Genomic DNA, 26750 nt, shown 5'->3' with positions numbered 1-26750 from the left:
CTTAGCGGTGGGTGGCGCGGTGTTCGGCCACGGCACGGGCGACCCAGCTCTGCGCCAGGCCGAGGTAATGGGCGGGATCGAGCAGACGATCCAGTTCAGTAGCGGACAGCTCGGCGCTCACTTCGGCGTTGGCACCGAGCACGTCACGCAGGTGGCGGCTTTCGTTGACCGCCTGGCGGCAGCACTGCTCGACCAGGTGGTGGGCGCGCTCGCGACCGATGCGCTGGGCCAGGGCGATGCTCACCGCCTCGGCCAGCACCAGGCCGCGGGTCAGGTCGAGGTTCTCGCGCATGCGCGCGGCATCCACTTCCAGCCCCGGCAGCAGCAGGCGCGCCTGTTGCAGGGCGCCGGACAGCAGGCAGCACAGTTCGGGCAGGGTTTCCCACTCGGCATGCCAGAGGCCGAGGCTGCGTTCGTGCTCCTGCGGCATGGCCGACAGCATGGTGGCGACCAGCCCCGGCGCGCGGGTGGCGGCGCCGATCAGCACGGCGGCGCCGACCGGGTTGCGCTTGTGCGGCATGGTCGAGGAGCCGCCCTTGCCCGGCGCGGACGGCTCGAAGGCCTCGCCGACGTCGGTCTGCATCAGCAGGCTGAGGTCGCGGCCGAGCTTGCCGAGGGTGCCGGCAAGCAGGCCGAGCCAGCCGGCGAATTCGACCAGACGGTCGCGCTGGGTGTGCCAGGGCTGCTCGGGCAGGGTCAGGTCCAGTTCGCGGGCCAGTGCCTCGGACACCGGCAGGGCCTGCTCGCCGAGCGCGGCCAGGGTGCCGGCGGCGCCGCCGAACTGCAGCACCAGCAGGCGCGGCTTGAGTTCGGCCAGGCGCTGACGCTGGCGGGTGACCGCGCCGAGCAGGCCGGCGAGCTTCATGCCGAGGGTCACCGGGGTGGCGTGCTGCAGCCAGGTGCGCCCGGCCAGCGGCGTGGCGGCGTGGCGCTCGGCCTGGGCGGCGAGGTCGTCGGCCAGCGCGGCCAGCTCGGTTTCGAAGATGTCGATGGCGGCGCGCAGTTGCAGCACCAGGCCGCTGTCCATGGCGTCCTGGCTGGTGGCGCCGAGGTGCACGTAGCGCTCGGCCTCCGCGTCGACGGCGGCGATCTGCCGGCCGAGGGCCTTGACCAGCGGAATCGCCGAGTTGCCGGCGCTGGCGATGGCGGTGGCCAGCGCGGGAATATCGTAGAGCTCGGCGCGGCAGGCCCCGGCGATGGGCGCTACGGCGGAAGCCGGGATCAGCCCGACCGCCGCCTCGGCACGCGCCAGCGCAGCCTCGAAATCGAGCATGCCCTGCAAGCGGCCCTGGTCGCAGAACACCGCGCGCATCGGCGCGCTGGTGAAGTAGGCATCGAACAGTTGGTTGCTCAAGACGGTGTCATCCTGTGAGCGATGGGATAAGACCAAGGTTGGCAGCGCGGCGCGGCGGGGTCCAGCGTAGCCGTAGGGTGGGAAACTGCCGAAGGCATTTCCCACCATTGGCGCGGGGTGTGGTGGAAGATCGCTGCGCGAGTCTTCCACCCTACGCCACTCCCCTGCTCCGCGTCAGACGCGCTCGATGGCCAGCGCCAGACCCTGGCCGACACCGATGCACATGGTGGCCAGCCCCAGCTTGCCGCCGGATTTCTCCAGCTGATGCAGGGCGGTCAGCACCAGGCGCGCGCCGCTCATGCCCAGCGGGTGGCCGAGGGCGATGGCGCCGCCGTTCGGGTTGACCCGCGCGTCGTCGTCGGCGATGCCCAGCTCGCGCATGCAGGCCAGACCCTGGGCGGCGAAGGCTTCGTTCAGCTCGATCACGTCGAAGTCGGCGACCGCCAGGTTCAGGCGCTCGCAGAGCTTCTGCACCGCCGGCACCGGGCCGATGCCCATGATGCGCGGCTCGACGCCGGCGGCAGCCATGCCGAGCACCTTGGCGCGCGGCTTGAGGCCGTACTTGGCCACCGCTTCGGCGGAGGCGAGGATCATCGCGGCGGCGCCGTCGTTGATGCCTGAGGCGTTGCCGGCGGTGACGCTCTTGCCCTCGCCGTTGACCGGCTTGAGCTTGGCCAGGGCCTCAATGGTGGTGTCCGGGCGCGGATGCTCGTCGGTATCAACGACGGTGTCGCCCTTCTTGCCCTTGATCACCACCGGGACGATTTCCTCGGCGTAGTAGCCCTCGGCCTGGGCGCGGCCGGCGCGCTGCTGGCTGCGCAGGGCGAAGGCGTCCTGGTCGGCGCGCGAGATGCCGAAGTCCTCGGCCACGTTGTCGGCGGTCTGCGGCATGGCCTCGACGCCGTACTGGGCCTTGAGCAGCGGGTTGACGAAGCGCCATCCCATGGTGGTGTCTTCGATCTTCTGGCTGCGGCCGAAGGCGCTATCGGCCTTGCCCATCACATAGGGCGCGCGGCTCATCGACTCGACGCCGCCGGCGATGGCCAGCTCCATCTCGCCGCTGGCGATGGCGCGGAAGGCGCTGCCCACCGCGTCCATGCCCGAGGCGCACAGGCGGTTGAGGGTCACGCCCGGCACGCTCGGCGGCAGGCCGGCCAGCAGCAGGGACATGCGCGCGACGTTGCGGTTGTCCTCACCGGCCTGGTTGGCGCAACCGTAGAACACGTCGTCGATCGCCGCCGGGTCGAGCTGCGGGTTGCGCTCGAGCAGGGCTTTCAGCGGAATCGCGCCGAGGTCGTCGGCGCGCACCGCGGCCAGCGCGCCGCCGAAGCGGCCGATGGGCGTGCGCACCGCGTCGCAGATGTAGACGTCGCGGCTCATGCCTCACCCCCAACCTGACCGCCGTGGGCGGCGGCGGTGCGGGCTTCCAGGGCGCGCAGGGCGTCGAGTTCGACGGCGGTCGGCTCGGCAGTGACGGTCATGTTGTCGGCGAAGCGGATCGCCCAGCCGGTGTTCTCGATCACCTGCTCGCGGGTCACGCCCGGGTGCAGGGCGGTGACGACGAACTCGTTGGTGCCGGCTTCCGGCTCCATGATGCACAGGTCGGTGATGATGCCGACCGGGCCCTTGCCGGGCAGGCCGAGCTGCTGGCGATGGTCGCCGCCCTCGCCGAAACCGACGGAGGTGATGAAGTCGAGCTTGTCGACGAAACTGCGATGACCCTGCTTGAGGATGATCAGCACTTCCTTGGCGCTGCCGGCGATTTCCGGGGCGCCGCCGGCGCCGGGCAGGCGCACTTTCGGCGAGAAGTAGTCACCGACCACGGTGGTGTTGATGTTGCCGAACTTGTCGACCTGCGCCGCGCCGAGGAAGCCGACGTCGATGCGCCCGCCCTGCAGCCAGTAGCGGAAGATCTCGCCGGTGGGCACCACGGTGTCGGCGGTTTCGGCCAGCTCGCCGTCACCGATGGACAGCGGCAGCACGGTCGGCTTGGCGCCGATCGGGCCCGATTCGTAGATCAGCACCACGTCCGGGGACGAGGTCAGGCGCGCCAGGTTGGCCGCCTTGGACGGCAGGCCGATACCGACGAAGCATACGGCGCCGTTCTTCAGGCGGCGGGCGGCAGCCACGGTCATCATTTCATTGGTGGTGTAGCTGCTCATTGGTTGGCCTCCTGCTGTGCGGCCAGCTTGGCCTGGAATTCGGAAAAATCGGCGGTGCCGCGGATATAGGTATCGATCCAGGCGGTGAAGGACTCGCGGCCACGCGCGATCGGGTCCCAGGCCTGGTAGAAGCGGTTGTCGCGCTCGGAGTAGCCGTGGGCGTAGGACGGATGGGCACCGCCCGGCACCACGCAGACGGCGGACAGCGCCCAGGTCGGCAGCACGCAGGCATTCATCGGCGCATTCAGGTCGTCGACGATCTCTTCCACGGTGACGATGGCGCGCTTGGCGGCCAGCACGGCTTCCTTCTGCACACCGAGGATGCCCTGCACCAGCACGTTGCCCTTGCGGTCGGCTTTCTGCGCGTGGATCACGGTGACGTCCGGGCGCACGCTCGGCACCGCGACCAGCTTCTCGCCGGTGAACGGGCAGGTGATCGGCTTGATCAGCGGGTTGACCTTGGGCAGGTCGGAACCAGCGTAGGCACGCAGCACGGCGAACGGCAGGCCGGAGGCACCGGCGACGTAGGCGTTGGCCAGGTCGGCGTGGCTGTGTTCCTCGATTTCCAGAGCGTGCGGCCACTGCTTCTCCACCGCGTCGCGCAGGCGGTGCAGCGAACCGACACCCGGGTTGCCACCCCAGGAGAAGATCAGCTTCTTGGCGCAGCCGGCACCGATCAGCTGGTCGTAGACCAGGTCGGGGGTCATGCGCACCAGGGTCAGCTCTTTCTTGCCCTGACGGATGATCTCGTGACCGGCGGCAGTCGGAATCAGGTGGGTGAAGCCTTCGAGGGCAACGGTGTCGCCGTCGTTGACGAAGCGCTGGACGGCTTCGCGCAGGGTAAGAATCTCGGCCATTTCGTGTGCTCTAGCTCGTTGACGATGCCCGACGCCACAGCGCCGGTCAGTGGGTAAACATTAGGGCGGTCGCCGGCACGAGACAATCCGATAATCGACAATATGTTCGTTTATCGGACATATTATCTTCACTCGATAACCACCCAAGCGGGCCGTTGCCGCCACCGCTACGCGCCATGGTCATCCAGCGTCGGACATGATCTGTGTGGGACTTCGAGCAGCATCCCGCCGATGCACCCGGGAAACGGCTGCGCCGTCATCGCCAACGGTGCTGACGATCACGGCGCAACTTCCCGAGCAGGCTGGGGTGCCCTTCTGGCAGGAAGAACTGAGCCCGCCGAAGCGGGCTCAGGGCGCGAATGACAACGCTCGAACGCATCATCCGCCAGCCATTGCCTGCCGGAGATCGGGCCGCCCCTCGCGGGGAGGCCCGACATCGGTCAGGCGCCTTGCACCTGCAGGGCGCGCGGACGCTGGCTGCGCAGCTCGGCTTCGAGACTGACGGCCTTCTGCAGCTGGAAGTCGAAGTCCAGCTCGGCGAAGCGACCTTGCACGCCACGGGCATCCGCGGCGGCGGCGTCGTCGATGAAGCGGATGTCGCCGACCAGGCCATCGCGGGTGGCATAGGCGAAGTCGTCCCACAGGTACTGGTCGCCGGCCAGGTTGATCTGGGTGGTCAGCAGGCGATGACCCGGCGCGGAGATGAAGAAGTGGATGTGCGCCGGGCGCTGGCCGTGACGACCGAGCAGGTCCAGGCACTCCTGGGTCGGGCCGTCGGCGGAGCAACCGTAGCCGGACGGCACGATGCTGCGCGCGCGGTAGCGGCCTTCGGCGTCGGTGACGATGCGGCGACGCAGGTTGTACTCGGACTGGCTCTTGTCGAAGTACGAGTAGTTGCCCTTGGTGTTGGCGTGCCACAGGTCGACGGTGGCGCCGGCGACCGGGTTGCCGTCGGTATCCACCACGCGACCCTGCAGGAACATCACGGTGGCCTCGTCGAGCTCGCTGCCGTCGTCCATGCGGGTCTCGCCCTGACTGATCGGCGCGCCGGCCACGTACAGCGGGCCTTCGATGGTGCGCGGAGTGCCGCCGGTCAGGCCGGCCTGTTCGTCCTTGGCGTCCTGCAGCAGGTCGAGGAAGTGCTCGAGGCCCAGGCCGGCAACCAGCAGGCCGGCTTCGTGGCGACCGCCGAGGCGGTTGATGTAGTCGACGGCCATCCAGAACTCGTCCTGGGTCACTTCGAGGTCTTCGACGATGCGGGCGATGTCATTGACGATGCGCAGCATCAGTTGCTTGATGCGCGGGCTGCCCTGCTCGCTGTTGAAGCCGCTGGCTTCCTCGAAGAACTTCTGGACTTCGGCAGTCTGGGAAATTTTCACGGTCATGATGTCAACCTTGGATTGTTGTTATCTACTGGCTTTACTGGAGATCAGCGATCATCGCTGTGGATGGACGAGGGATGGCGGCACAGACCGTCCACCTCGATATCCATGTAGGGGAACAACGGCAGCTGCATCAGGGTGTCGTGCAGCTCCTCGACGCTGGCCACGTCGAACACGCTGTAGTTGGCGTAGTGGCCGGCAATGCGCCACAGGTGGCGCCACTTGCCCTCGCGCTGCAGGCGCTGGGCCAGTTCCTTCTCGTCGGCCTTGAGCTTGCTGGCCTTGGCCGGGTCCATGTCGACCGGCAACTTCACGGTCATCTTCACGTGGAACAGCATCGGGGTTTCCTCCTCAGGATTACTTGCGGGCGAAGAACGCCAGGCGCTCTTCGTCCAGGGTCAGGCCCAGGCCCGGGGTGCGCGGCACTTCCAGCTGGAAGTCGCGGTATACCGGCGCCTCAGTGACGATTTCTTCGGTGAGCAGCAGCGGGCCGAACAGCTCGGTGGCCCAGGTCAGCTTGTTGAGGGTGACGAAGGCGTGCGCGGAGGCCAGGGTGCCGACCGAGCCTTCCAGCATGGTGCCGCCGTACAGGGCGATGCCGGCCGCCTCGGCGATCTGCGCGGTGCGCAGGACCGCGCGCGGGCCGCCGTTCTTGGCGATCTTCAGGGCGAACACGCTGGCGGCGCCGTCGGCGGCCAGGCTGAAGGCGTCCTCGACGCTCTCGATGGACTCGTCGGCCATGATCGGCGCCGGGCTGCGCTGGTTCAGGCGGATCTGGCCGCTGCGGTTGATGCGCGCAATCGGCTGTTCGATCAGGTCGATGCCGTTGTCGCCGAGTACCCGGCAACCGCGGATGGCCTGCGACTCGTCCCAGCCCTGGTTGACGTCGACGCGCACGCTGGCGCGGTCGCCCAGGGCCTTCTTGATCGCCACCACGTGGCGCAGGTCCTGCTCCAGCGGGTTGGCGCCGATCTTCAGCTTGAAGATGCGGTGACGGCGCAGGTCGAGCATGTGCTCTGCCTCGGCGATGTCCTTGGCGGTGTCGCCGCTAGCCAGGGTCCAGGCCACTTCCAGGCTGTCGCGTACGCGCCCGCCGAGCAGTTCGCTGACCGGCAGACCCAGGCGCTTGCCCTGGGCGTCGAGCAGCGCGCTCTCCAGGCCGGACTTGGCGAAGGTGTTGCCCTTGGCGGCCTTGTCCAGGCGCAGCATGGCGGCGTTGACGTTGGCCGCGTCCTGACCGACCAGCAGCGGCGCGAGGTGGCTGTCGATGTTCTGCTTGATGCTCTCCGGGCTTTCGTTGCCGTAGGCGAGACCACCGATGGTGGTCGCTTCGCCGATGCCCTGGATGCCGTCGGCGCAATGCAGACGGATGATCACCAGGGTCTGGTGCTGCATGGTGTGCATGGCCAGCTTGTGCGGGCGAATGGTCGGCAGGTCGACGATGACCGTGTCGATGCGTTCGATCAGGGAGTGGCTCATATCAATACCCAAAGTTGTCTGGTCGATGAGGTCTGGCGTTTGCAGTTGAGGCGTCGCCGCAGCGGCGGGCAGGCTGCCCAAGGCAGCACAGGTGCACAAAAGGGATCGCGACGACGCCTCGCGGGGCGAAGGCAATCCGCTTGCACTGCTGCGGCATTACGCCGGCACGCTTATGCCCATGACCTGGCCGGAACCGCGGGAGCGGATGGCCATGTCGGAGAAGTACGCAGCCTGGAGCTCGGCCCGCCGCCTGGCGGGCCGCAATCGCTCACTCAGCCCAAGTCGCCACCACCCACCGGCAGGGTCACGCCGGTGATGTAGGAGGCCTCGTCGGAGGCGAGGAACAGGATCGCCGCGGCCTGCTCGTCGATGGTGCCGTAGCGCTTCATCAGGCTGCTGTCGATGGTCTGGTCGACGATCTGCTGGTACCAGACCTTTTCCTGCGCGCTCTGCTCGGCGGCGTTGCGCGGGATGCGCCGCGGCGGCGCCTCGGTGCCGCCCGGCGCGGTGGCGTTGACGCGGATGCCGCGCTCGGCGGTTTCCAGCGCCAGGCAGGCGGTCAGCGCATTGACGCCGCCCTTGGCCGCGCCGTAGGGAACGCGGTTGACGCCGCGGGTGGCCACCGAGGAGACGTTGACGATGGCGCCGCTGCCCTGTGCGAGCATCTGCGGCAGCGCCGCATGGCAGCACCACAGGGTGGGGAACAACGAGCGGCGCACTTCGGCCTCGATCTCGTTTTCCGCGTAGTGCTCGAACGGCTTGGCCCAGATGGTGCCGCCAACGTTGTTGACCAGGATGTCGAGACGACCGAAACGCTCGACGGCGGCAGCCATCACCCGCTGGCAGTCGCCGGCCTGCTCGAGGTCGGCGGTGAGGGTCAGCACCTCGGCGAACCCGGCCAGCTCGCCGGTCAGTTCGTGGACCAGTTCGGAGCGGTCCACCAGCACCAGACGACCACCCTCGGCGGCCATGCGCTCGGCAACGCGCCGACCGATACCCTGAGCTGCGCCGGTGATCACGGCGACCTTGTCTTGAAAACGCTTGTTCATGGCGATGAATCCGTTAAAAAAGGGCCCGTGGTTAGCGGGCCCAAGGCCTCTCAAGCTGAAATCAGGCGCTGGCTGCGAACTTCTCGTAGTAGAAGTTGGCCGGCTGGATGCCACGCTGACGCAAGTCCTGGCTAACCGCCTCGACCATCGGCGGCGGGCCGCACAGGTAGATGTCGACGTCGCCGTCGTTGAGCTGGCCAGGCTCGATGTGCTGGGTCACATAGCCCTTGAGCGGATGACTGCTCTCGGGGTTGGCGACGCAGCCGGCATAGGTGAAGTTGGGGATACGCGCGGCGAAGGCCTCGAGCTTGTCCATCTCGACCAGATCGAAGTCGTTGGTCACCCCGTAGATCAGGTGCACCGCATGCTCGCTGCCCTCGGCGGCGATCTTCTCGAGCATCGCCAGGAAGGGGGCCAGACCGGTACCACCGGCCAGCATCAGCAGCGGACGCTTGATCTCGCGCAGGTAGAAACTGCCCAGCGGACCGTTCAGACGCATGCTGCCGCCTGCTGTGGCCTCGTTGCTGAGGAAGGTGCTCATCAGGCCGCCCGGTACATTGCGGATCAGGAAGCTGACCGCCCCGTCCTGCTGCAGAGAGCTGAAGGAGTAGGCGCGAGTCTGGTCGCTGCCCGGCACCTGGAGATTGACGTACTGACCCGGCAGGAAGGACAGCTTTTCCAGTTCGGCACCGGCGATGGTCAGGCCGATGGTGCTCTCCGACAGGGCGCGCACCTCACGGATTTCGGCGTTATAGCTGGTCTGCTTGATCTTGCAGACCGCGGAGGAAGCCGGCACACGGACGACGCAATCACTCTCGGCACGCATCTGGCAGGTCAGAACGTAGCCCTGCTCGGCCTCGTCTTCGCTCAGTGCTTCCTCGATGAAGTTGTCACCCATGTCATAGCGGCCGGCTTCGGCGAAGCACTTGCAGGCGCCGCAGGCACCATCACGGCAGTCCAGGGGAATGTTGACGCCTTGGCGGTAGGCGGCATCGGCCACGGTCTCGCCGGCCTTGGCGTCGATGAAGCGGGTAACCCCGTCTTCGAAATTCAGTGCGATCTTGTGCGACATGCTGCACCCCGCTTGGAGCAAATAATCAGCGCATGGCCTGAACCACACGCGCACGCAGGAAAGGAGTGGCGGCAGAGCGCCACTCCAGCCCGTACCTGGGACGGCTAAGCGTCCCGGTCGAGTCGTTTAGATGTGGTAAACGTCGATGACCTGGCGGACATAGTCGTTCTTCAGCACGACCTTCTTCTCCTTGATGACCGGGCTGGAACCACGGGTGTCGAGGGTGTAGAAGCTGGTGCCGTAGAACTGGTCGACGGTCTTGTAGCGGAAGCTCAGGGTGTGCCAGTTGAAGCGCACCTTCACGAAGCCCTCGCCCTGCTCGACGATCTCCAGGTTGCTGATGTTGTGCGAGGTGCGGGTATCCGGGATGCTGGCACTCGAACGCTCGGTCTTGATGCGGAAGACGCGATCTTCCAGGCCACTGCGACTGCCGTACCAGATCAGCGAGATTTCGGTCTGCGGATTTTCGATCAGCTCATCACGATCGTCCCAGGCCGGCATCCAGAAGGTGGCGTCCGGCGCATACTGCTCCAGCCACTGCTCCCATTGCTTGTCGTCCAGGTAGCGTGCTTCGCGATAGAGGAAATCGCGCACGGCTTCATAGGTCATGCTCATTTACGCGCCCTCCACGTGAATCAGCTGGTCCTTTTCTTTCTTCAGCGCCTTGATCATTTCCTGCTGCCAGTAGTGGTGCTGCAGCACGAACAGGCCTTCGTCCTCGGTGCGCACGCCGCTCAGCAGTGGCTTGAGCTCGATATCGCTGGCCGCCTCGTCGGCGCCCTCGATCCAGTGCTTGGCCCCGCGGGACATGTCGTTCCAGGGAGCAGCGCTGCCGGCGAAGCCCTGCTGGCAGGCGCGGAACTCTTCCAGATCGTCCGGGGTGGCCATGCCGCTGACGTTGAAGAAGTCCTCGTACTGGCGGATGCGGCTGGCACGCGCCTCTGCGCTCTCGCCCTTGGGCGCGATGCAGTAGATGGTGACTTCGGTCTTGTCGACGGAGAGCGGACGGGCGATGCGCAGCTGGGAGCCGAACTGGTCCATGAGGTACAGGTTCGGGTACAGGCACAGGTTGCGCGAATGACCGATCATCCAATCGGCGCGAGCCTCGCCGAACTCGCTGACCAGACGCTCGCGCTCGGCGAACAGCGGACGATCCTCCGGGTTGTCCCAGCGGGTCCACAGCAGCATGTGGCCGTTCTCGAAGGAGTAGAAGCCGCCGCCCTTCTTGCCCCAGCCGCCGGCGCTCATGGTGCGGATTTCTTCACCCGCTTCCTTGGCCTTGCGCTGTTGCTGGGTGGCGGCGTAGTTCCAGTGCACGGCACTCACGTGGTAGCCATCGGCACCGTTCTCGGCCTGCAGCTTCCAGTTGCCTTCGTAGACGTAGGTGGACGATCCACGCAGCACTTCCAGACCTTCGGACGACTGGTCGCAGACCATGTCGATGATCTTCTTCGACTCGCCGAGGAACTCTTCCAGCGGCGCCACGTCCGCATTCAGGCTGCCGAACAGGAAACCGCGATAGGACTCGAAGCGCGCGATCTTCTTCAGATCGTGGGAGCCATCGCAGTTGAAGCTGTCGGGGTACCCGGCTTCGCTAGGATCCTTCACCTTGAGCAGCTTGCCCGAGTTGCTGAAGGTCCAGCCGTGGAACGGGCAGGTATAGGTCGACTTGTTGCCGCTCTTGAAGCGGCAGAGCACGGCCCCGCGGTGACTGCAGGCATTGATGAACGCATTCAACTCACCATCCTTGTTGCGCGCGATGAAGATCGGCTGGCGCCCCATGTGGGTGGTGTAGTAGTCGTTCTTCGCGGGGATCTGGCTTTCGTGGGCCAGGTACAGCCAGTTGCCCTCGAAGATCTGCTTCATTTCGAGTTCAAACAGACGTGGATCAGTGAACATCTCGCGCTTGCAGCGATAGACGCCCTTCTCCTTGTCTTCTTCCAGCAGGCTTTCGAGGTAGTCGAATTCCGAGGTCATGGCCATGGCCTCCGTTGTTATTGTGTGCAGTGATTCGAGCTTAAAGCCCGGGAGGCGGCGGCAATATCCACTTTTCCTGTGACATGCATCCGATTTGTGCAATGTGACAAAAAGGCGCAGGCAAGCGGATGCGCTCCGGGCCGGACGACGGCACGGAGGCAGGAAGAAGGAAGAAGGAAGAAGGGAGGACACAAGGAGAGGCGAGCCAAATCTGGCCCGCCCCCTTTCAGGCAGAATGACTCAGCTGTGCCGGCGCAGAGTCTCGGAGGGCAGTTCGCCGAAGGCCTTCTTGTAGTTCTCTGCAAAGCGGCCCAGGTGCAGAAAGCCGTAGTCGAGGGAGATCTCGGTGATGGAGCGCGCGCCCATGCGCGGATCGCTCAGGCTATTGCGGATCGACTCAAGCTTGCGCTGGCGGATGTATTGCCTGGGGGTGGTGCCCGCGCTCTTTTCGAACAGCGCGTAGAGCGAGCGCAGACTCATCTGTCCCAGCTGGGCCAGATGCTCGAGGTTGATGTCCTTCTTGATATTTTCCTCGATGAACTGGGAGAGGTGCTCGAAAGACGGATTGCCATCGCTCAGCGGGTCGTAGCTGACGTTGCTCTTCAGCAAGGCGAGCAGCTTGCCCGCGATGATGCTGGCGTACTTCTCCTGGATCAGCGGCAGCGCATGCTCGCTTTCCGCCTCATCGCAAACCAGTCCGAGCAGACTGGAGAAACCATCCAGCTCACCCAGGTTGTGGCGTGGCGAGAAGCGGATGCCCTCGCTGGGGCGGCGCCATTGGTTGTCGCTGCAGGCCTTGTCGAGGAACGAGGCCGGGATCTTGACGATCAGCTTCTCGCAGTCGTCCGAATAGGTCAGGTCGACAGGATCATCGGGATTGATCAGCAGCAACTCGCCAGGAATGAAGTGGTGCTCACCCTCGCCGCCACGCCACAAGCAGTGGCCCTTGAGCAGGATCTGCAAGTGATAGAGGGTTCCCAGTGCCGACGAGGTGACCCGCACGCTGCCGCCATAGCTGATGCGGCACAGATCGAGATTGGCGAGAGGGCGATGGCTCAAGCTGGCCGACGGTTTGCCGTGGTTCGGCATGAGGATGCAGTGAGAGCCTACATGCCGATTGACGTACTCGGACACCGCATGGGGATCGGCATGGGCAAAGACCTGACTCTTATCGCTCTGCAGAGGACAGTCCATAACTCGTGAAGCCTTTGTAATAATTGTCGACTCCGGGCGCAGGGCACGCATGACAACGGCCCTCGGTTCCCGTACTGATCCACGCTTCCAGCACTGGCGAAAGTGCCCATGGATCAAGGGTCACACCGAACTGCTTACACCATACCTGAGCAAGACACTAAGGTATTGACTTGCATTAGAATAAAAAATTCACCCAAGGCCTGGCGCGCCATTGATCGATAACCGGACAGATTTTTTGCCCGCGTGCCAGCAACAGCGGCCGCCGCCCCTTGCAGCCGCTGATCTCCGGCGAGAGCCTGGCTTGCCTGCCGCTATCCGGCAGCGGCATCGCGCTGGCCCCGGGCGGTGAACGGCGCGCCTGTCGATTCGGTAAAGGCCGATGGCTGTGCAAGACGATGGTCACGCCAGGCTCTGCGCCAGAGCGGTGGGCCGCCCTCGCCAGCCGTTGTCCGACTGGCGCAAAACCGGCAAAGATCCTGGTGACGTGTGGGGGATCGCACGGCGGCCCAGACAGTACTGAGACTGAAGCAGCAGCTCAAGCCGATAATCGACTATGAGTTCGATTATCGGACAAACTATTGGCGGATGTCAGGTCCGGTGCAGGGACATCAAGTGTCCCGCGGTTAACGCCACAACTGCGCGCCCAGCTCCTTGCTGCCGGCCAGCAGCACCGGCAGGAAGCGCGTCTCCAGCTCCTGGCGGCTGACCCGGCCGGCGTGGGTGCTGACGTTCATCGCCGCCAGCACCTGGCCGCTGGCGTCGCGCACCGGCACGGCCACCGAGCGCAGGCTCTGCTCCAGCTCCTGGTCGACGATGCACCAGCCCTGCTCGCGCACCTGCATCAGGCACTCCCACAGCGCCTCCGGGGTGTGCAGGGTGCGGCTGGTGCGCGGCTTGAGGTCGGCGCGCGCCAGGTAGGCGCGCAGGCTGTCGTCGTCCAAGGCGGCGAGGAGGATGCGGCCCATCGAGGTGCAGTAGGCCGGCAGGCGGCTGCCGACGCTGAGGTCGACCGAGATCAGCCGCTGCGGGATCGCCGAACGGGCGATGTAGAGCACCTCGTCGCCTTCCAGGGTGGCCAGGTTGCAGGCCTCGTGCAGCTGCTCGCTGATGCGGTCGAGGAACGGCTGCGCCGACACCGCCAGCGGCGTCGACGACAGGTAGGCATGGCCGAGGGTCAGCACCCTGGGCAGCAGCGCGTAGGTGCGCCCGTCGGTGGCGACGTAGCCGAGCTGCATCAGGGTGTACAGGCAGCGCTGCACCGCGGCGCGCGGGATGCCGGTGCGGTGGCTGATCTGCGCGATGGTCAGGTGGCGCTTGCGCTCCTGGAAGGCGTTGATCACCGCCAGGCCGCGCGCCAGCGAGGACATGAAATTCGGGTCGCCGGCGTAGGCCTTGATCTGCTCGGCGGCCAGCTGCTGCGGCGGCGGCGCCAGGCCGGACGGGGTGGGTTGCAGGTCGCTCATGGGGCCTCCTGGGCGGGCGGGAAAGTTCAGGCGATTATCGAACCGAAGTCCGATAATCGCAAACCTTGCCGCTCAGGTCTGCAGGTAGCCCGCCTGCCCGAGCACGCCGATCAGCGTGCTGATGGTGACGAAGGCCAGCACGGTGGCCGCCACCAGCGCGGCGGCGCAGCGTTCCTCGAGGCCGAAGCGCAGGCCGAGGATCGGGTAGATGCTCATCATCGGCGCGCTGGCGAACAGCAGGCCGGCCACCTTGAGCTGCGGGTCGATGTCCGGCACCAGGACGAAGGCGAGCAGCAGCGCCAGCGGGTGGAGGACCAGCTTACCGAGGGCGGTCTGCCCGACGTCCGCCCACATGCCGCGCGGGCGCAGGCCGTAGAGGGTGCCGCCGATGACGAACAGCGCCAGCGGCGCCGAGGCGCTGGCGAGCATGTCCACCACGCGGAACAGCAGCGGCGGCAGGCGCAGTTCCAGCAGCGACAGCAGCAGGCCGAGGGCGATGGCGCTGATCATCGGATTGCGCAGCAGGCGCAGGGCGGTTTCCCGCGCCAGCGCCCGCCCGCGGACACCGGACTGCTGGCCGATCTCGGCCAGCGCCAGGGCCAGGGGGATCATCAGCAGGTTCTCCACCAGCATGCCGAGGGCCATGGCCAGCGCCGCCGTGGGGCCGAGCAGCATGGCCACGATGGGGTAGCCGATGAAGCCGCTGTTGGACACCGACATGCCCATGGCCAGGATGGCGCTGGCCGACAGATCCTGGCCGCGCAGCCAGCGCGCCACCGCCAGGCCGCCGGCGAACACCGCCAGGGAGGCCAGCGCATAGGCCAGCAGGTAGGGGCCGTCGAGCACCTCGCCGAGGCTGCGCTCGCTCAGCGCCCGCAGCACTAGCGCCGGCAGGGCGAAGTTGATGACGAAGGCGCCCAGGCCGCGGATCTGCCCGCGGTCGATCAGGCCGCCGCGTACGGAAAGGAAGCCGAGGGCGATGAGGATGAAGATCGGCGCGGTGACGCCGAGCACGGCTAGCATGCCTGATACTCCCTGTGGTCGACCGCTGTCAGCCGGCGCAGCTGCGCCAGGCGGCTGCGGGTGCGGCCGAAGTCCATGTGGTTGACGCCGGCGCACAGCGACTCCAGCGGCTGTTCGCCGTGCAGCAGCAGCTCGCGGCCGGCGTCGTAGGCGATGTCGACGAAGTTGACCAGGCGCTGCTGGGCGTCCGCCGAGCAGCGCGCCAGCTCCGGCAGCCCGCTGACCGCCAGACGCGCGAAGCGCCGGCACAGTTCGAGATAGTCGGCGCTGGCCAGCGGGCGCTGGCACAGCTCGGCGAAGGACAGCCACAGCGCTTCCCTGCCCTGCCCCAGCGGCTGGATCTGCCGCGGACCGAGCGCCAGCGGCGCTGCCGGCATGACCAGCTGCAGGCGCTCGGCCAGCAGCGTTTCGAGCCCGGCCTGCGGCGCCTGCAGGTAGTGGCCCCAGTGGCGCTCGCTGAGCGGGCGGTAGTCCACCCCGGCGGCCATCTCGACGACCAGGCAGTGGCGCTCGAGCAGTTCGGCGAAGGGCCTGAAGCGGCTGTAGTAGAGCGGATTGGGACAGAGCTGCGACGGCGCGTAGTTGGAGCTGAACAGCAGGATGGTCCCGGCCTTCAGCAGCTGCTGCAGCAGGCGACCGAGGAGGATGGCATCGCCGATGTCGTGGACGTGGAACTCGTCGAAGCACAGCAGGCGCGCCTGGCCGGCCAGCTCGCTGGCGACCCGCGCCAGCGGATCGGCCTGGCCGCTGTGGGCCAGCAGGCGCTGCTGCAGCTCTTGCAGCAGCTGGTGGACGTGCACGCGGCGCTTGGCGGTGAGCGGCGCGGCGGCGAACAGGCTGTCCAGCAGCAGGCTCTTGCCGCGCCCGACGCCGCCCCACAGATAGGCGCCGGCCGGCGCGCGACGGCGCCAGGCCGACGGCTGCAGGCGTGCCTGCAGCCAGTCGGCCAGCCGGGTCAGGGCCTGGCGCTGCGCCCCGTCCAGGGACAGGCCGCGCGCGGCGAGCTGCGCGGCGGCCTGTCGGTACAGCGGGTTGCCAGGGGACTCAGAAGTCAAAGAACACCGTCTCGTTGTCACCCTGGATGCGGATGTCGAAGCGGTAGGCGGTCTTGCCGTCCACCTCGCAGCGGGTCGCGATCAGGGTCTGCCGGCGCTCCACCGCCTCGATCAGGTTGAGCACCGGATCGGCGGCGTTGGCCTCCACTTCGTCCTCGAAGTAGAGGCGCGTCTGCAGCTGGATGTTGATGCCGCGGGCGAACAGCGCCACGTTGATGTGCGGCGCCTGCTTGCCCACCGCGCCCGGCTTGACGGTCTGCACCGTCCACTCGCCGGCGTCGAAGGTGGTGGCGGTGCGGCCGAAACCGTTGAACGGCTTCTCCAGATCGTAGGCGCAGTCGTAGACGCCCTCGTGGTTGGCCTGCCACAGCTCGAGGAAGGAGTCGCGCACCAGGTGGCCGTTGCCGTCGAACACGCGGCCGATCAGCACGATGTGCTCGCCGGTGGCGCCGGGCTTGGCCATCTCGTTCCAGATTTCCTGGTCACGGGTCGGGTTGCCGGCGGCGGCCAGGGCCAGGCCGATGTGTACGTAGGGGCCGGCAGTCTGCGAAGGGGTTTCCGGCAGCAGGTCGAAATTCATGGTCGGCTCCTCTCTCACTGGTTCTCGAAGTGGGTCTTGCGCTGGCCGCGCAGCACGATGTCGAAGCGGTAGGCCAGGCTGTCCATGGGCGTGCCCATGCTCATGTCCAGGCGACCGATCAGGGTCTGCACCGCGTCCGGGTTGGCTAGGGTGCGGACGATCGGACACTTCGGAATCAGCGGATCGCCCTCGAAGTACATCTGGGTGATCAGCTTGGTGGAGATCGACGGGCCGGAAATCGACACGTGGATGTGCGACGGACGCCACTCGTTCGGGCCGTTGCGCCACGGGTAGGGACCCGGCTTGATGGTGCGGAAGAAGTAGTTGCCGTTGGCGTCGGTCAGGGTGCGGCCGACACCGCCGAAGTTGGGGTCGAGCGGCGCCAGGTAGCGGTCGTTCTTGTGGCGGTAGCGGCCGCCGGCGTTGGCCTGCCACATCTCCACCAGGGTGTGCGGGATCGGCTGGCCGTACTGATCGACCACGCGGCCGAACATGATGATGCGCTCGCCCACCGGCAGACCGCCGTTGTTGAAGTTGAGCAGCAGGTCGTTGTCGTACTTGCCGAGCTTGAGGTGGGAGAAGTCCGGACCGGTGGTCTCGGAGATCGACTGCGGGATGCTCACCAGCGCCTGGCGCGGCGAGCGCGGCACGGAGGTCTTGTAGTCGGGGGTGTAGGCCTTCGGCTGCCAGTTGCGGTCACGGGTGACGAACCGGCTGTTTTCCGCGTCGTGCATGCTGCGTTCCTCTTGTTGGAGTTGTCGGAGCGGATCTGAGTGAGGTCAGTCTGCCCGGCTCTCCGCCGCGAGGAAATTGAATTGTACTGTTTGGTTCATAACCTATTGGTTATGTTTACCCTCCCCGCTACGCCGTCCGGCCACCTCGCGCAGGGCGCTGCAAAACCACTGCGCCGCCAGCGGCAGCGGTCGTGCGCCGCTGGAGCAGATGCCGATGGAGCCGCCCGGCTCGCGGATGCCCAGCGCCAGTTCGGCCAGCACGCCGTCGGCCAGGTCGTGGCGCACCGCGTCCTGCGGCGCCACCCAGATCGCCTCGCTGTCCAGCACGTAGCGCCGCCCGAGGGCGATCGACAGGGTTTCCAGGCGCTGCGCCGCCAGCGGGATGCCCCACTGCACGAACAGGCCGTCGGCGTACTTGCGGATGGTGGTGCCGGCCGGCGGCAGCACCAGCGGGTAGTCGGCCAGGTGCGCCAGCGCGCCCTCGCCCAGGGCCAGCAGCGGATGGCCGGTGCGCACCACCAGGGTCATCGATTCGCTGTACAGGTGCTCGAAGATCAGCCCCTGGATCTCCGGGCTGTCGGTCATCCGCCCGACCACCAGGTCCAGCTCGCCGACCTTGAGCTGGGCGAGCAGCTGGACGCTGGAGCCGCCGGCGACCTGGATCACCAGCGCGCCGTGGCGCGCGTGCAGGCGGGCGATGGTCTCGGGCAGCAGCTGGCTTTCCACCGTCGACAGCGCGCCGACGCGCACCTCGAGCGCCTGCGGCGCATGGCCGCGCACCACGCCGACGCCGTCGCGCAGCGCCTGCACGCAGGGGCCGGCGTAGCGCAGGAAGGTCTCGCCGGCCGGGGTGAGCAGCACGCCGCCCTTGCCGCGCTCGAACAGCGGGTGGTCGAGGATCTCCTCGAGTTCCTTGAGGGTCTTGGAGATCGCCGGCTGGCTGACCGCCAGGCTGTCGGCGGCCTTGGCGAAGCTGCGCTGGCGAGCGATCTCGAGGAAGCAGGTGAGGTGGCGGAACTTGATGCGGTTGTCGATGTTCATCGGCGCGAGGACTGGGGAGGCGATGGAGAGCGACTGTGGCACAGAGCGGCGCCCGGCCAAAGCCCGCACCACGAATTTCACACCGCAGCATGGCATCGCTTCAGCGTCGCCCCCCCGTCGGGGCCGCTAGTGCCCCATCTAGCGACCCATGGCGAGACGCGCGAACGGCGCCTCTAGCGGCCGGACCAGACTGGCGCAGCAGTACTCCTGCAGATCGGCCTTGAGCCCTTCGGCCACCGCGTACAGCTCGTCGCTGTCGGTCTGCGCATCGCCCTGGATGATCAGCAGGGCCGAACGGGTGTCGGCATGCACCGCGGTGGCGGCGGACTGCAGGGACTCCATGCGACTGAGCACCTGGCCGCGACCGTCGAAGTACACGTACTCGCCGGCCGGCAGGATCACCGGGGGGAGATTGTGGCGCGCCTGGAAGCTTTCGCCGCCGCGGCTGAGCGCCAGGGTCACCGGCAGGCGCAGGTGCTTGAGGTCGTGGGCCGAGATGGACAGGCCGCTGTTCAGCGACCACTGGCTGGACAGGTCGATCAGCGGGGACACGCTGGGCAGGCGGCCACGGGCCAGGTACAGCTCCAGCAGCGCCTGCGCCGAGGGCGGCAAGGCACCTGGAAGGTGTTCGACCCGCTGGCGCAGGACGGTGCAGCCCTGCTGCCGGGTCAGGCTGCGCTCGGCATCGAAGTCGGCGCGCAGCTCAGACAGGCGCCGCTGCAGCCAGGCCGAGGGGGTCCGGTTGTTCAGGCCATGCAGGGTAAAGGCGATGGCCTTGAGACCAAGGTCGGCGGGGGTATCGAGTCGGAAGACTGGAATCAGCATGGTGCATGCTCCGTTGAGGGCTGGCGCTGTGACGACACTGATCGGCCCTACCCTGGTCAGACCGTGACGAGCGGCAGCATCTGCTCTTCTCCGAAGCATGAACCGTGCCATGGATTTTTCCCTTGTAAATCAGCGCTCCGCCAAACGCGATGACCCCGCATCACGCACCACAGTGCGACAAAATGCAGCAAGTGTCGCAATGGCGACCAGTCGGCGCTGGCGGTTGTCCCGAGCGCGGTCCGCCGCGTAAGGTGCACGGTTAAGGATGCTTTAAGCTTGCCGCGCTAGCTTCACGGCCGATCATGGCCAGTGAACCCGCCTGCTATCCGCTGGTCCTGACAACAATAATTTCAACGCAAGGATTACCCATGCCGTCTGCTGCACCGCGTCGCGTCGACGCCTTCTACTGGCTGCTCACCTGGCTGGCCGTGGCCCTGAATCTCGGACGCTTCTTCGACCTCGCCTCCGCACCACTGGTGCTGCTGTACCAGCTCGTGCTGATCGGCAGCTACGCCCTGCTGTTCATCGCGCCGATCTGGGCGATCAGCCGGCTGGTCGGTCGCTTCGCGTCCAGGACCGGCGCGGTGCTGGGCGTGCTGCTGGCCGGCGGCGTGCAGCTGGCCCTGTACGGTGATCACCTGCTCTGGCAGCTGTACGGCTTCCACCTCAACGGCTTCGTCTGGAACATCCTCACCACCCCGGGCGGCATCGAGGCGCTGGGCTCTTCGGCGTCCACCGAGCGCGAGGTGGCCCTGCTCGGTGCCGGCATCTTCGCCCTGCAGGGCGGTCTGCGCCTGCTGGCCCTCGGCCTGGCCCGCCTGCGTCTGCCGGCGCCGCGCCTGGCCTGGGTACTGCCGCTGTTCCTGGTCGCCACCCTCGGCGAGCGGGTGAGCTACGGAGTCGGCCACTTCTACGGCTACAGCCCGCTGCTGGAGAGCGCCCAGCGCGTACCCTTCTACCAGCCGCTGACCATGCGCCGGGTACTCGAGAAGCAGTTCGGCCTGGTGCGTCCGCAGCGCATGGAAGTCGCCAGCGCCGAGCTCAAGGGCCAGCTGCGCTACCCGCAGGCGCCGCTGCGCATCGAGGCGCCGGGCAAGCCGCTGAACATCGTCTGGCTGGTCGCCGAATCCTGGCGCGCCGACAGCCTCAACCCGCGGGTGATGCCGCAGACCCACGCCTTCGCCCAGCGCGGACAGCACTACCTCAGCCACTTCTCCGGCGGCAACGGCACGCGCATCGGCATGTTCAGCCAGTTCTACGGCCTGCCGGCCAACCTGTGGTTCCCGGTGCTGGATGCCCGCGTCGGCAGCCCGCTGATCGACGTGCTGCAGCAGCAGGACTACCAGATCAAGCTGTTCACCAGCGCGCGCTTCAGCTATCCGGAGTTCGACAAGACCCTGTTCGTCAAGGTGCCGCCCGCGCAGATGGTCGAGGAAGGCGCAGGCGCCTCGTGGGAGCGCGACCGCCGCAACGTCGACAACCTGATCGAATTCGTCGACCAGCGCGACCCGGCCAAGCCGTTCATGACCTTCCTGTTCTTCGAGTCGCCGCACGCCAACTACAATTTCCCGCCGGAATCGGTGATCGAGCCGGACTACCTGCCCGACTTCAGCTACGCCAGCATGGACTTGAAGCGCGACATCGGCGGCATCCACAAGCGCTACCAGAACGCCGTGCACCATCTGGACAGCCAGCTGGCACGGGTCACCGAGCATCTGGAGAAGAACGGCCTGCTCGACAACACCATCGTGGTGATCACCGGCGACCACGGCGAGGAGTTCATGGAAAAGGGCCGCTGGGGCCACAACTCCACCTTCGTCGACGAGCAGCTGCGCGTGCCGCTGGTGCTGTGGATTCCCGGCCGCGCGGCGCATGCGGAAAGCCTGCGCACCAGCCACGTCGACCTGCTGCCGACCCTGCTGCCGCTGCTCGGCGTGCAGAACCCCAGCCAGGACTACGCCATCGGCCACAGCCTGTTCCAGCCCAAGGCCGATCGCCTGCTGCTGGCCGGCGACTGGGACCGCCTGGCCTTCCTCGGCGAGCAGTACAAGCTGGTGCTGCCGTTCACCAGCGGCAGCTTCGTCGGCATGGACGTCAGCCGCGCCAACGACCGTCAGGTGAGCAATACCGCCAAGGTGCTGCAGAGCAAGCTGCCGCTGATCCAGGCGGAGATGGGCAGCCTGCGGCGCTTCCTGGCGCATTGATCAGGGCGTGCGCTGCCCGGAGGCTGCAGGCGTCGTGGCCGGCGTCTGCGCCCCGCTCGAGCGACTGTCGAAGAAGGCCGGCTCGGCGACGAACTGCCAGCCGGAGTAGCGGCTGGCACCGGCGAAGTCGGTCCATGGCGGGGCAAAGCCGTGGGTCTTCATCGGCTGGCGCTCGGAGCGACTGTAGACCCCGGTGATGCCGCCGTCGAAGTCGCGCAGCAGCCCCCAGTCGAGGCTGTTGGTGACGGGGTCGGGATACAGGCGGCGCAGGTGGCGGCGCACCATCGGCACGCGCTTGTCCTCCAGCAGGTCCTCGAGCCGCCGCGGATACTGGGCGACGCCGACCGAACTGCGATAGTAGCTGCGCAGCGCCCGCGCGTACTGGCTGCCCACCCACAGCAGCTCGCGCTCCTTGGCCCGCTGGCTGGCGGCCGACCACAGCTGGCCGGTGCCGGCCAGCGCGGCGCCCATCAGCACGACGAGAAACAGCACGCCGAGGTAGGTGAAGCCGCGCTGGCCGCACTGCCTGCCACTACCAGTCGGCATAGGCCGTACCATCGCGCGCCACACCGGGCGCCCCGCTCTTCACGTCGCCCACCAGGCCCTCGGCACCGGCAGGCGGCGGCACGATCACCCACAGGTCGCTGCGCTCGGTGATCGGATCGACCGGCATCTGGCGCAGGTAGCGCTTTTCCACCAGCGCCTCCAGCGAATCCGGGTAGCGGCCGGTATCGCCGTAGTGGTGATCGAGCGCCTCGCGCATCACCGACAGGCTCTGGCGCAGCGCCGTCTCCTTCGAACTCTCCAGGCTGGAAAAGTAGCGCGGCACGGCGATGGTCATCAGCGTGGCGATGATCGCCATGACGATCAGCAGTTCGACCAGGGTGAAACCCGCGCGCCTGTGCATGCCCTCACCACTCCCGATAGGAAATCCCGTTCAGCCCCATGCCCTCGGAGCGCGAGTAGACATCGAAGACGTCCTCGCCCTCCTCCGGGTCGTCGGGCGGACTCTCGTAGCTGCGCAGGCCCCAGTTCTCGCCGGGTTCCAGCTCCGGGTCGGCGAACGGGTCGCGGGGAATCCGGCGCAGGAAGTACAGCTTGCCGCCCTCGACGCTGCGCAGGTCGCGCACGCCGTCCACCAGCACCTCGAGCGAGGGCGGATAGCCGGAACTGTCGGCACTCTTCTCGATATGCCCGGCGTCGGCAGCCACCTTGTAGGCGTCGATGGCGTCGCGCAGCTGGTACAGGGCGATCTTCAGCTCCTGCTCCTTGCCGCGGCGCACCACGGTTTCGGTCAGCGGCGCGGCGATGCTGGCGAGCAGCGCGATGATGGCCATGGTGATGACCACCTCGATCAGCGAGAAGCCGCGCGCGCGACGGTGCATGGCTCAGGGCCCGACCGCCAGCAACTTGGCCGCCGGCAGCGGCGCACTGACCAGGCGATTGCCCTGGCCCACCGCCGAGAAGGTCAGCAGGCGGATCGGCACCGCCGCCTCGCTTGCCTGCAGCGCCTTGACGCGCAGACGCAGCAGCCCGCCCTCGCCGGATGCGCCGCTGCTGTCGGCGCGCGACATGGCGACGTACAGCCGCCCGTTCTGCTCGTCGAGACGCGGCGCGAAGGTGGTGGCGGAGTTGCCCTGGCCGAGGAAGTCGCCCTCGCTCACCTCGCTGATCTGCAGCGCGGCCGGGTCGTAGGCCAGCTGCAGGGTCGAGCTGCGCAAGGGCTGGTTGCCCGCGGCGTGCAGGACCACCAGCGCTTCCTCGCCGACACGCAGGCTGTCCGGTCCGACCCACGACAGCACCAGGCTGCCGGGGCTATCGGGCGCGGCCGCGCTGCCGCTGGCGGTGGCCGAAAGCGGCGCCGCCAGCACCGCGTCGGCCGGCAGGGCCAGCGCCAGGCTGTCCCCCGAGGTGGGACGCAGGCTGACCGGCCGCACCCGCAGGCTGCCCTCGGTGCCGGAGGGGAACTCCATCTGGTGGGGGCTCATGTACGGCAGGTTGCGCACGATGCGCGGGGTGATCGACAGCACCAGCTCGGTCTTGCGCACGTCATCCTGGCGGCTGCCGAACAGCCGGCCGATGCCGAACAGCCCGCCGAGGCCGGAGCTTTCGCCGAGTCCGGGAATCTGATTGCCCAGCTCGTTGTGGTCGTTGCGCATCAGCCCGGCCAGTACCTGGGTCTCGCCGTCGCGCAGGCGCAGCACCGTCTCGGCGTTGCGGGTGGTGACCTTCACCGGGATGGTGCCGGATACCGTGGGGGGCTGGTTCTCGGCATTGCTCACCTCCAGCATCACCTTGATCGCCACCTCGTCGTTGAGGTGGATGGTCGGCTCGACCTCCAGTTTCAGGCCGACGTCCAGGTAGGTGATGCTCTCGGTGATCACCGGCCCCTGGGTCGAAGGCACCGAAGTGGCGCTGATCACCGGCACCCGGTCGCCGATGTGGATCTTCGCCTTCTCGCGGTTGCTCACCCGCAGCACCGGACTGGCGAGGGTGTTGATCGCGCTGTTCTTGGCGTTGATCTTCAGCTGTGGCGACGGACTGATGCCAATGCGAGCGGAGTCGATGCTGTTCAACTTGTCGAGGGTAGCCGCATCCAGCAGGCTGAAGGTCTGCGGCCACTCCAGGCCGAGGTCTTGAACCCGCTGCCGGGAAATCTCCATCACCTGCACTTCCAGCACCACCTCCGGACTGGACTGGTCCTGGGCCAGGAACAGCTTCTCGGCCAGGCGCACGGCTTCGGCGCTGTCGCGCATGGTCAGGGTGTTGAGACGCTCGTCGATGAACACGTCGCGGGTCTTGAGCATGGTCTTGACCATGTCCTGCGCGCTCTTGGCGTCGGTGTTGGTCAGGTAGAAGGTGCGCAGCACCAGGTCCTGGTAGTCCCTGAGCTTCTGCGGGGTGTCCGGGTAGACGACGATGGTGTTGTCGTTGACCACCTTGCTGAGCAGCTGGTTCTGCTGCAGCAGCAGGTTCACCGCATCCTCCACCGCCACCTGGCGGACGAAGATGGTGGCCTTGATGTCCGGGCGCACGTCCTTGTCGATGATGAAGTTGAGGCCGGCGGTCTGTGACAGCACCTCGAGAATCAGCTTGAGGTTGGCGTCGCGGAACTCGAGCGATACCGGCTGGCTGAGCTTGGAGCGCAATTGCGGATAGGGTTGCGCCATGCGTGCGCGCAGGGTGTCGACCTGGCGCTTGAGGGCCAGACCGCCCGGGTAGCCCGGATCGAGGGCGGCGATGGCCTCCACCTCGCGCTGGGCGCCGTCGAGATCCCCGCGGCGCAGGGCAATCTGCCCCTGGCGCTGCATCTCCGCCAGGCTGCCCAGCTGCTCGATCTCGCGCAGCGCCTCGCGGGCGCGCTGGTTGTCCGGCTCGATGCCGAGCACCCGCTGGTAGCCGCTCGCCGCCGAGCTGTAGTCACGCGCCGCCCGGGCGCGGTCGGCCTGGGTCAGCAGGGTGGTCACCACGCGGCCACGCTGGGTGGTCAGCGCCAGCTGCGCGCGGGTATCGCGCGGCGCGGCGCGGGCCGCTTCCTCCAGGTTCGCCAGGCCCTGCTCGTAGTGGCCTTCGTCGATCAGCTCGAACCGGTCGCGGCCCGCGTTGGCGGCGCAGCCGGCCAGCGCCAGCAGCGCCAGCATGACGACGCAGCAGCGGCCGGCGGCAGGAGTGATCCGGGTAATCGTCATAGCTTGCCCCCCACGGACAAAGTCTGGCGGACGTTGAGCGGCAGGTAGGTCAGGACCATTTCGCTGTCCGCAATGCGTTCCACACGATAGGTGCCGTCGATCACCTCGCCGACGGTCACCGTGTAGATCTTCTCGTCGCGCAGCAGGAACACGCGCAGGCGCTGGGCATCGTCCATCTTGCCGATGAACTCGAAAGGCAGTGCCGGCGCCACCGCCGGCGGCGCCGCGGCGACCGGCGGCGGTGGCGTCCAGGCCGGCGCCGGAGCCGGCGGCGGCGCCACCCGCCAGCTGTGCGCGCTGAACAGCCCGCCACCCGGCGGTGCGCCGCCCGGGGCGGACGCCGCCGGCAGCGGCGTGCCGGGCGTCCCTGCGCCCTCGCCCGCGGGCCGCGTGGCGAGCGGCGGCGCGACAGCCTCTGAGCGCTGCACTGGCGGCACCACCAGCGCCTCTTCCGGCGCAAAGAAGTACTCCGGAATCAACGCCAGCACGGCCGCGCCACCGAGGAACAGCAGCCACCACCCGACGCGCCTGTTATCCATCACCACCTCGTCAGGTACAGGGCCATGCGGATGCGGCCGTCCAGTTGGGTTTCGGCGATCTGCTTGCGCTGCAGGTCGATGTCTTCCAGCACCAGCGCCGGCAGCTCGCTGCGCACCGCGCCGAGAAAGCGGCGCAGCTGCGGGTAGCTGCCGCGCACCGGCAGGAGGATCTGGTAGCGCGCCAGCCCGGTCTGCGGATCGAGGGCCAGCGAGTATTCGCCGCGCGCCAGGGCGATGCCCTCGCGGGCGGCGGTGGCGTAGATGCGATCGATCGCCGCGGTGGCCTCGCGCTGCGCCGGCAGGCTCTGCTGCAGGCTGCTCAGTTGCTGCCCGGGGGCCACCGGCGCCGCCTCGGCACCACTGGCCACCCGCGCCACTCGCGCCTGCGCCTCGACGGCGCGCACCTGCAGGCGCTGCATGTCCTGGCTGGCCGGCCACAGGCCGAGCAGCGCATAGGCCGCCCCGCCGACGAGCAGGGCGACGCCACAGGCGCCGGGCCAGCCCAGACGCTGCAGCGCTTCGCGCAGGAGCAGGCTATGGATGCGCATCGCGAATCACCCAGGTCGCGGTCAGGTTGAAGCGCACCGGGCGCTCCGGCACCTCGTCGACGATCTCGTGGTTGACCAGCGCCACGTCGCGCAGATCGCCGCTGTGCTCCAGACGTCGGTGGAACGCCAGCATGGCCGGCAGGTTGCGGGCCTCGGCGCTGATGCGCAGCTGCTGCTTGCGCGCATCGGGCGCCAGACTGAGCAGGGCGATATCGGCATCGGCGATCGCCTCCAGGTTGGCGAACAGCCGGTCCCAGGGCAGGCTCAGCTGCTCCGACAGGCGCTGCATCTCGGCCAGGGCCGCGCGCTGCGCGCGACTTTCCGCGGCCGACACGGGCACCGCGGAAACGCCCGGCAGGATGCGTTCGCTGCGCTGCAGATCGGCCTCGGCCGCTGCCACCGCACCGGCAACCTGCTGGCGGAGCACCGACAGCAGGCCGAGCAGCAGCACGCCGGCCGCCAGCAACGCCCAGCCCGCCGGGCTGGCCAGCGGGCGGCGGTAGTCGAGGTCGAGGGCACGCAT

Annotated in this window: 27 protein-coding genes and 2 pseudogenes; 1 reads left to right on the top strand and 28 read right to left on the bottom strand. The window is 67.6% G+C overall.

The window, feature by feature from the left end:
• Window position 1 precedes the first annotated feature (1 nt).
• From BM297_RS03355 to BM297_RS03265, 20 genes are all read right to left on the bottom strand, one after another.
• Window positions 2-1354 carry a 3-carboxy-cis,cis-muconate cycloisomerase gene (locus BM297_RS03355; protein ID WP_092428276.1) on the bottom strand — a complete coding sequence of 451 codons (1353 nt, stop codon included), beginning with the start codon at window positions 1352-1354 and terminating at the stop codon, window positions 2-4.
• Window positions 1355-1528: 174 nt separating this feature from the next.
• Window positions 1529-2734 (bottom strand): 3-oxoadipyl-CoA thiolase, encoded by a 1206-nt coding sequence (gene pcaF / locus BM297_RS03350; protein WP_092428274.1) that lies wholly within the window; start codon window positions 2732-2734, stop codon window positions 1529-1531.
• On the bottom strand, window positions 2731-3516 hold the full coding sequence (locus BM297_RS03345) for a CoA-transferase subunit beta (RefSeq protein ID WP_092428272.1): 786 nt from the start codon (window positions 3514-3516) through the stop codon (window positions 2731-2733). The genes pcaF and BM297_RS03345 overlap by 4 nt, the downstream gene beginning before the upstream one ends.
• A complete protein-coding gene (locus BM297_RS03340) occupies window positions 3513-4373 on the bottom strand; it encodes a CoA transferase subunit A (protein WP_092428270.1) in 861 nt (286 codons plus the stop codon). Before BM297_RS03340 ends, BM297_RS03345 begins: the two co-directional genes overlap by 4 nt.
• A gap of 440 nt (window positions 4374-4813) precedes the next feature.
• Entirely contained in the window at window positions 4814-5758 is a 945-nt protein-coding gene (catA, locus tag BM297_RS03335) for a catechol 1,2-dioxygenase (protein WP_092428268.1), read from the bottom strand.
• 44 nt (window positions 5759-5802) lie between these two features.
• Window positions 5803-6093, bottom strand: coding sequence for a muconolactone Delta-isomerase (gene catC / locus BM297_RS03330; protein ID WP_092428266.1), 291 nt, complete (start codon window positions 6091-6093; stop codon window positions 5803-5805).
• Between the two features lie 19 nt (window positions 6094-6112).
• Window positions 6113-7234 (bottom strand): muconate cycloisomerase family protein, encoded by a 1122-nt coding sequence (locus BM297_RS03325; protein ID WP_092428264.1) that lies wholly within the window; start codon window positions 7232-7234, stop codon window positions 6113-6115.
• Window positions 7235-7506: 272 nt separating this feature from the next.
• Window positions 7507-8283: a 1,6-dihydroxycyclohexa-2,4-diene-1-carboxylate dehydrogenase gene (locus tag BM297_RS03320; protein WP_092428262.1), complete on the bottom strand. Its 777-nt coding sequence runs from the start codon at window positions 8281-8283 to the stop codon at window positions 7507-7509.
• Window positions 8284-8344: 61 nt separating this feature from the next.
• The gene (gene benC / locus BM297_RS03315) at window positions 8345-9355 is read right to left on the bottom strand and encodes a benzoate 1,2-dioxygenase electron transfer component BenC (RefSeq protein WP_092428260.1); all 1011 of its coding nucleotides are present in this window, start codon (window positions 9353-9355) and stop codon (window positions 8345-8347) included.
• A 126-nt stretch (window positions 9356-9481) separates the two neighbouring features.
• Window positions 9482-9970, bottom strand: a complete 489-nt coding sequence (gene benB / locus BM297_RS03310; protein ID WP_092428258.1) for a benzoate 1,2-dioxygenase small subunit — start codon at window positions 9968-9970, stop codon at window positions 9482-9484.
• Window positions 9971-11332: a benzoate 1,2-dioxygenase large subunit gene (gene benA, locus BM297_RS03305; protein WP_092428256.1), complete on the bottom strand. Its 1362-nt coding sequence runs from the start codon at window positions 11330-11332 to the stop codon at window positions 9971-9973.
• 240 nt (window positions 11333-11572) lie between these two features.
• A complete protein-coding gene (locus BM297_RS03300) occupies window positions 11573-12526 on the bottom strand; it encodes an AraC family transcriptional regulator (protein WP_092428254.1) in 954 nt (317 codons plus the stop codon).
• 175 nt (window positions 12527-12701) lie between these two features.
• Window positions 12702-12929, bottom strand: coding sequence for a hypothetical protein (locus BM297_RS21765; RefSeq protein ID WP_175526589.1), 228 nt, complete (start codon window positions 12927-12929; stop codon window positions 12702-12704).
• Window positions 12930-13149: 220 nt separating this feature from the next.
• The gene (locus BM297_RS03295; RefSeq protein WP_092428252.1) at window positions 13150-13989 is read right to left on the bottom strand and encodes an IclR family transcriptional regulator; all 840 of its coding nucleotides are present in this window, start codon (window positions 13987-13989) and stop codon (window positions 13150-13152) included.
• Window positions 13990-14061: 72 nt separating this feature from the next.
• Window positions 14062-15012 carry an AEC family transporter gene (locus BM297_RS03290; protein WP_092428250.1) on the bottom strand — a complete coding sequence of 317 codons (951 nt, stop codon included), beginning with the start codon at window positions 15010-15012 and terminating at the stop codon, window positions 14062-14064.
• Window positions 15006-16067, bottom strand: a complete 1062-nt coding sequence (zapE, locus tag BM297_RS03285) for a cell division protein ZapE (protein ID WP_092428248.1) — start codon at window positions 16065-16067, stop codon at window positions 15006-15008. The genes BM297_RS03290 and zapE overlap by 7 nt, the downstream gene beginning before the upstream one ends.
• The gene (gene pcaG, locus BM297_RS03280; RefSeq protein ID WP_092428246.1) at window positions 16057-16647 is read right to left on the bottom strand and encodes a protocatechuate 3,4-dioxygenase subunit alpha; all 591 of its coding nucleotides are present in this window, start codon (window positions 16645-16647) and stop codon (window positions 16057-16059) included. Before pcaG ends, zapE begins: the two co-directional genes overlap by 11 nt.
• 14 nt (window positions 16648-16661) lie before the next feature.
• Window positions 16662-17381 (bottom strand): protocatechuate 3,4-dioxygenase subunit beta, encoded by a 720-nt coding sequence (pcaH, locus tag BM297_RS03275; RefSeq protein ID WP_092428244.1) that lies wholly within the window; start codon window positions 17379-17381, stop codon window positions 16662-16664.
• A gap of 102 nt (window positions 17382-17483) precedes the next feature.
• On the bottom strand, window positions 17484-18422 hold the full coding sequence (pcaQ, locus tag BM297_RS03270; RefSeq protein ID WP_092428242.1) for a pca operon transcription factor PcaQ: 939 nt from the start codon (window positions 18420-18422) through the stop codon (window positions 17484-17486).
• A gap of 138 nt (window positions 18423-18560) precedes the next feature.
• A complete protein-coding gene (locus BM297_RS03265) occupies window positions 18561-19247 on the bottom strand; it encodes a phenylalanine--tRNA ligase beta subunit-related protein (protein ID WP_175526588.1) in 687 nt (228 codons plus the stop codon).
• A gap of 368 nt (window positions 19248-19615) precedes the next feature.
• Between BM297_RS03265 and BM297_RS03260 the strand changes: the two genes are divergently transcribed.
• Window positions 19616-21451, top strand: a complete 1836-nt coding sequence (locus BM297_RS03260) for a sulfatase-like hydrolase/transferase (RefSeq protein ID WP_092428238.1) — start codon at window positions 19616-19618, stop codon at window positions 21449-21451.
• On the opposite strand, the gene BM297_RS03255 is transcribed toward BM297_RS03260, so the two are convergent.
• From BM297_RS03255 to BM297_RS03225, 8 genes and pseudogenes are all read right to left on the bottom strand, one after another.
• On the bottom strand, window positions 21452-21997 hold the full coding sequence (locus tag BM297_RS03255) for a type II secretion system protein (protein WP_092428236.1): 546 nt from the start codon (window positions 21995-21997) through the stop codon (window positions 21452-21454). It abuts the gene before it with no gap.
• A complete protein-coding gene (locus tag BM297_RS03250; RefSeq protein ID WP_092428234.1) occupies window positions 21984-22358 on the bottom strand; it encodes a type II secretion system protein in 375 nt (124 codons plus the stop codon). The genes BM297_RS03255 and BM297_RS03250 overlap by 14 nt, the downstream gene beginning before the upstream one ends.
• A 4-nt stretch (window positions 22359-22362) precedes the next feature.
• Window positions 22363-22836, bottom strand: coding sequence for a type II secretion system protein (locus BM297_RS03245; protein WP_092428232.1), 474 nt, complete (start codon window positions 22834-22836; stop codon window positions 22363-22365).
• A gap of 3 nt (window positions 22837-22839) precedes the next feature.
• Window positions 22840-23175: pseudogene (locus BM297_RS22035) on the bottom strand (cohesin domain-containing protein); the annotation flags it as partial.
• A gap of 114 nt (window positions 23176-23289) precedes the next feature.
• Window positions 23290-25140 (bottom strand): annotated as a pseudogene (locus tag BM297_RS03240) (secretin N-terminal domain-containing protein); the annotation flags it as partial.
• Window positions 25137-25679, bottom strand: coding sequence for a hypothetical protein (locus BM297_RS03235; protein WP_092428230.1), 543 nt, complete (start codon window positions 25677-25679; stop codon window positions 25137-25139). The gene BM297_RS03235 and the pseudogene BM297_RS03240, both read right to left, overlap by 4 nt.
• Complete coding sequence (pilO, locus tag BM297_RS03230) at window positions 25679-26227, bottom strand: type 4a pilus biogenesis protein PilO (RefSeq protein WP_092428228.1); 549 nt, start codon at window positions 26225-26227, stop codon at window positions 25679-25681. Before pilO ends, BM297_RS03235 begins: the two co-directional genes overlap by 1 nt.
• Entirely contained in the window at window positions 26214-26750 is a 537-nt protein-coding gene (locus BM297_RS03225; protein ID WP_092428633.1) for a PilN domain-containing protein, read from the bottom strand. Before BM297_RS03225 ends, pilO begins: the two co-directional genes overlap by 14 nt.

The sequence above is a fragment of the Geopseudomonas sagittaria genome (assembly GCF_900115715.1).
Taxonomy (GTDB): Bacteria; Pseudomonadota; Gammaproteobacteria; order Pseudomonadales; family Pseudomonadaceae; genus Geopseudomonas; species Geopseudomonas sagittaria.
This window is presented reverse-complemented; position numbering and strand designations above follow the sequence as displayed.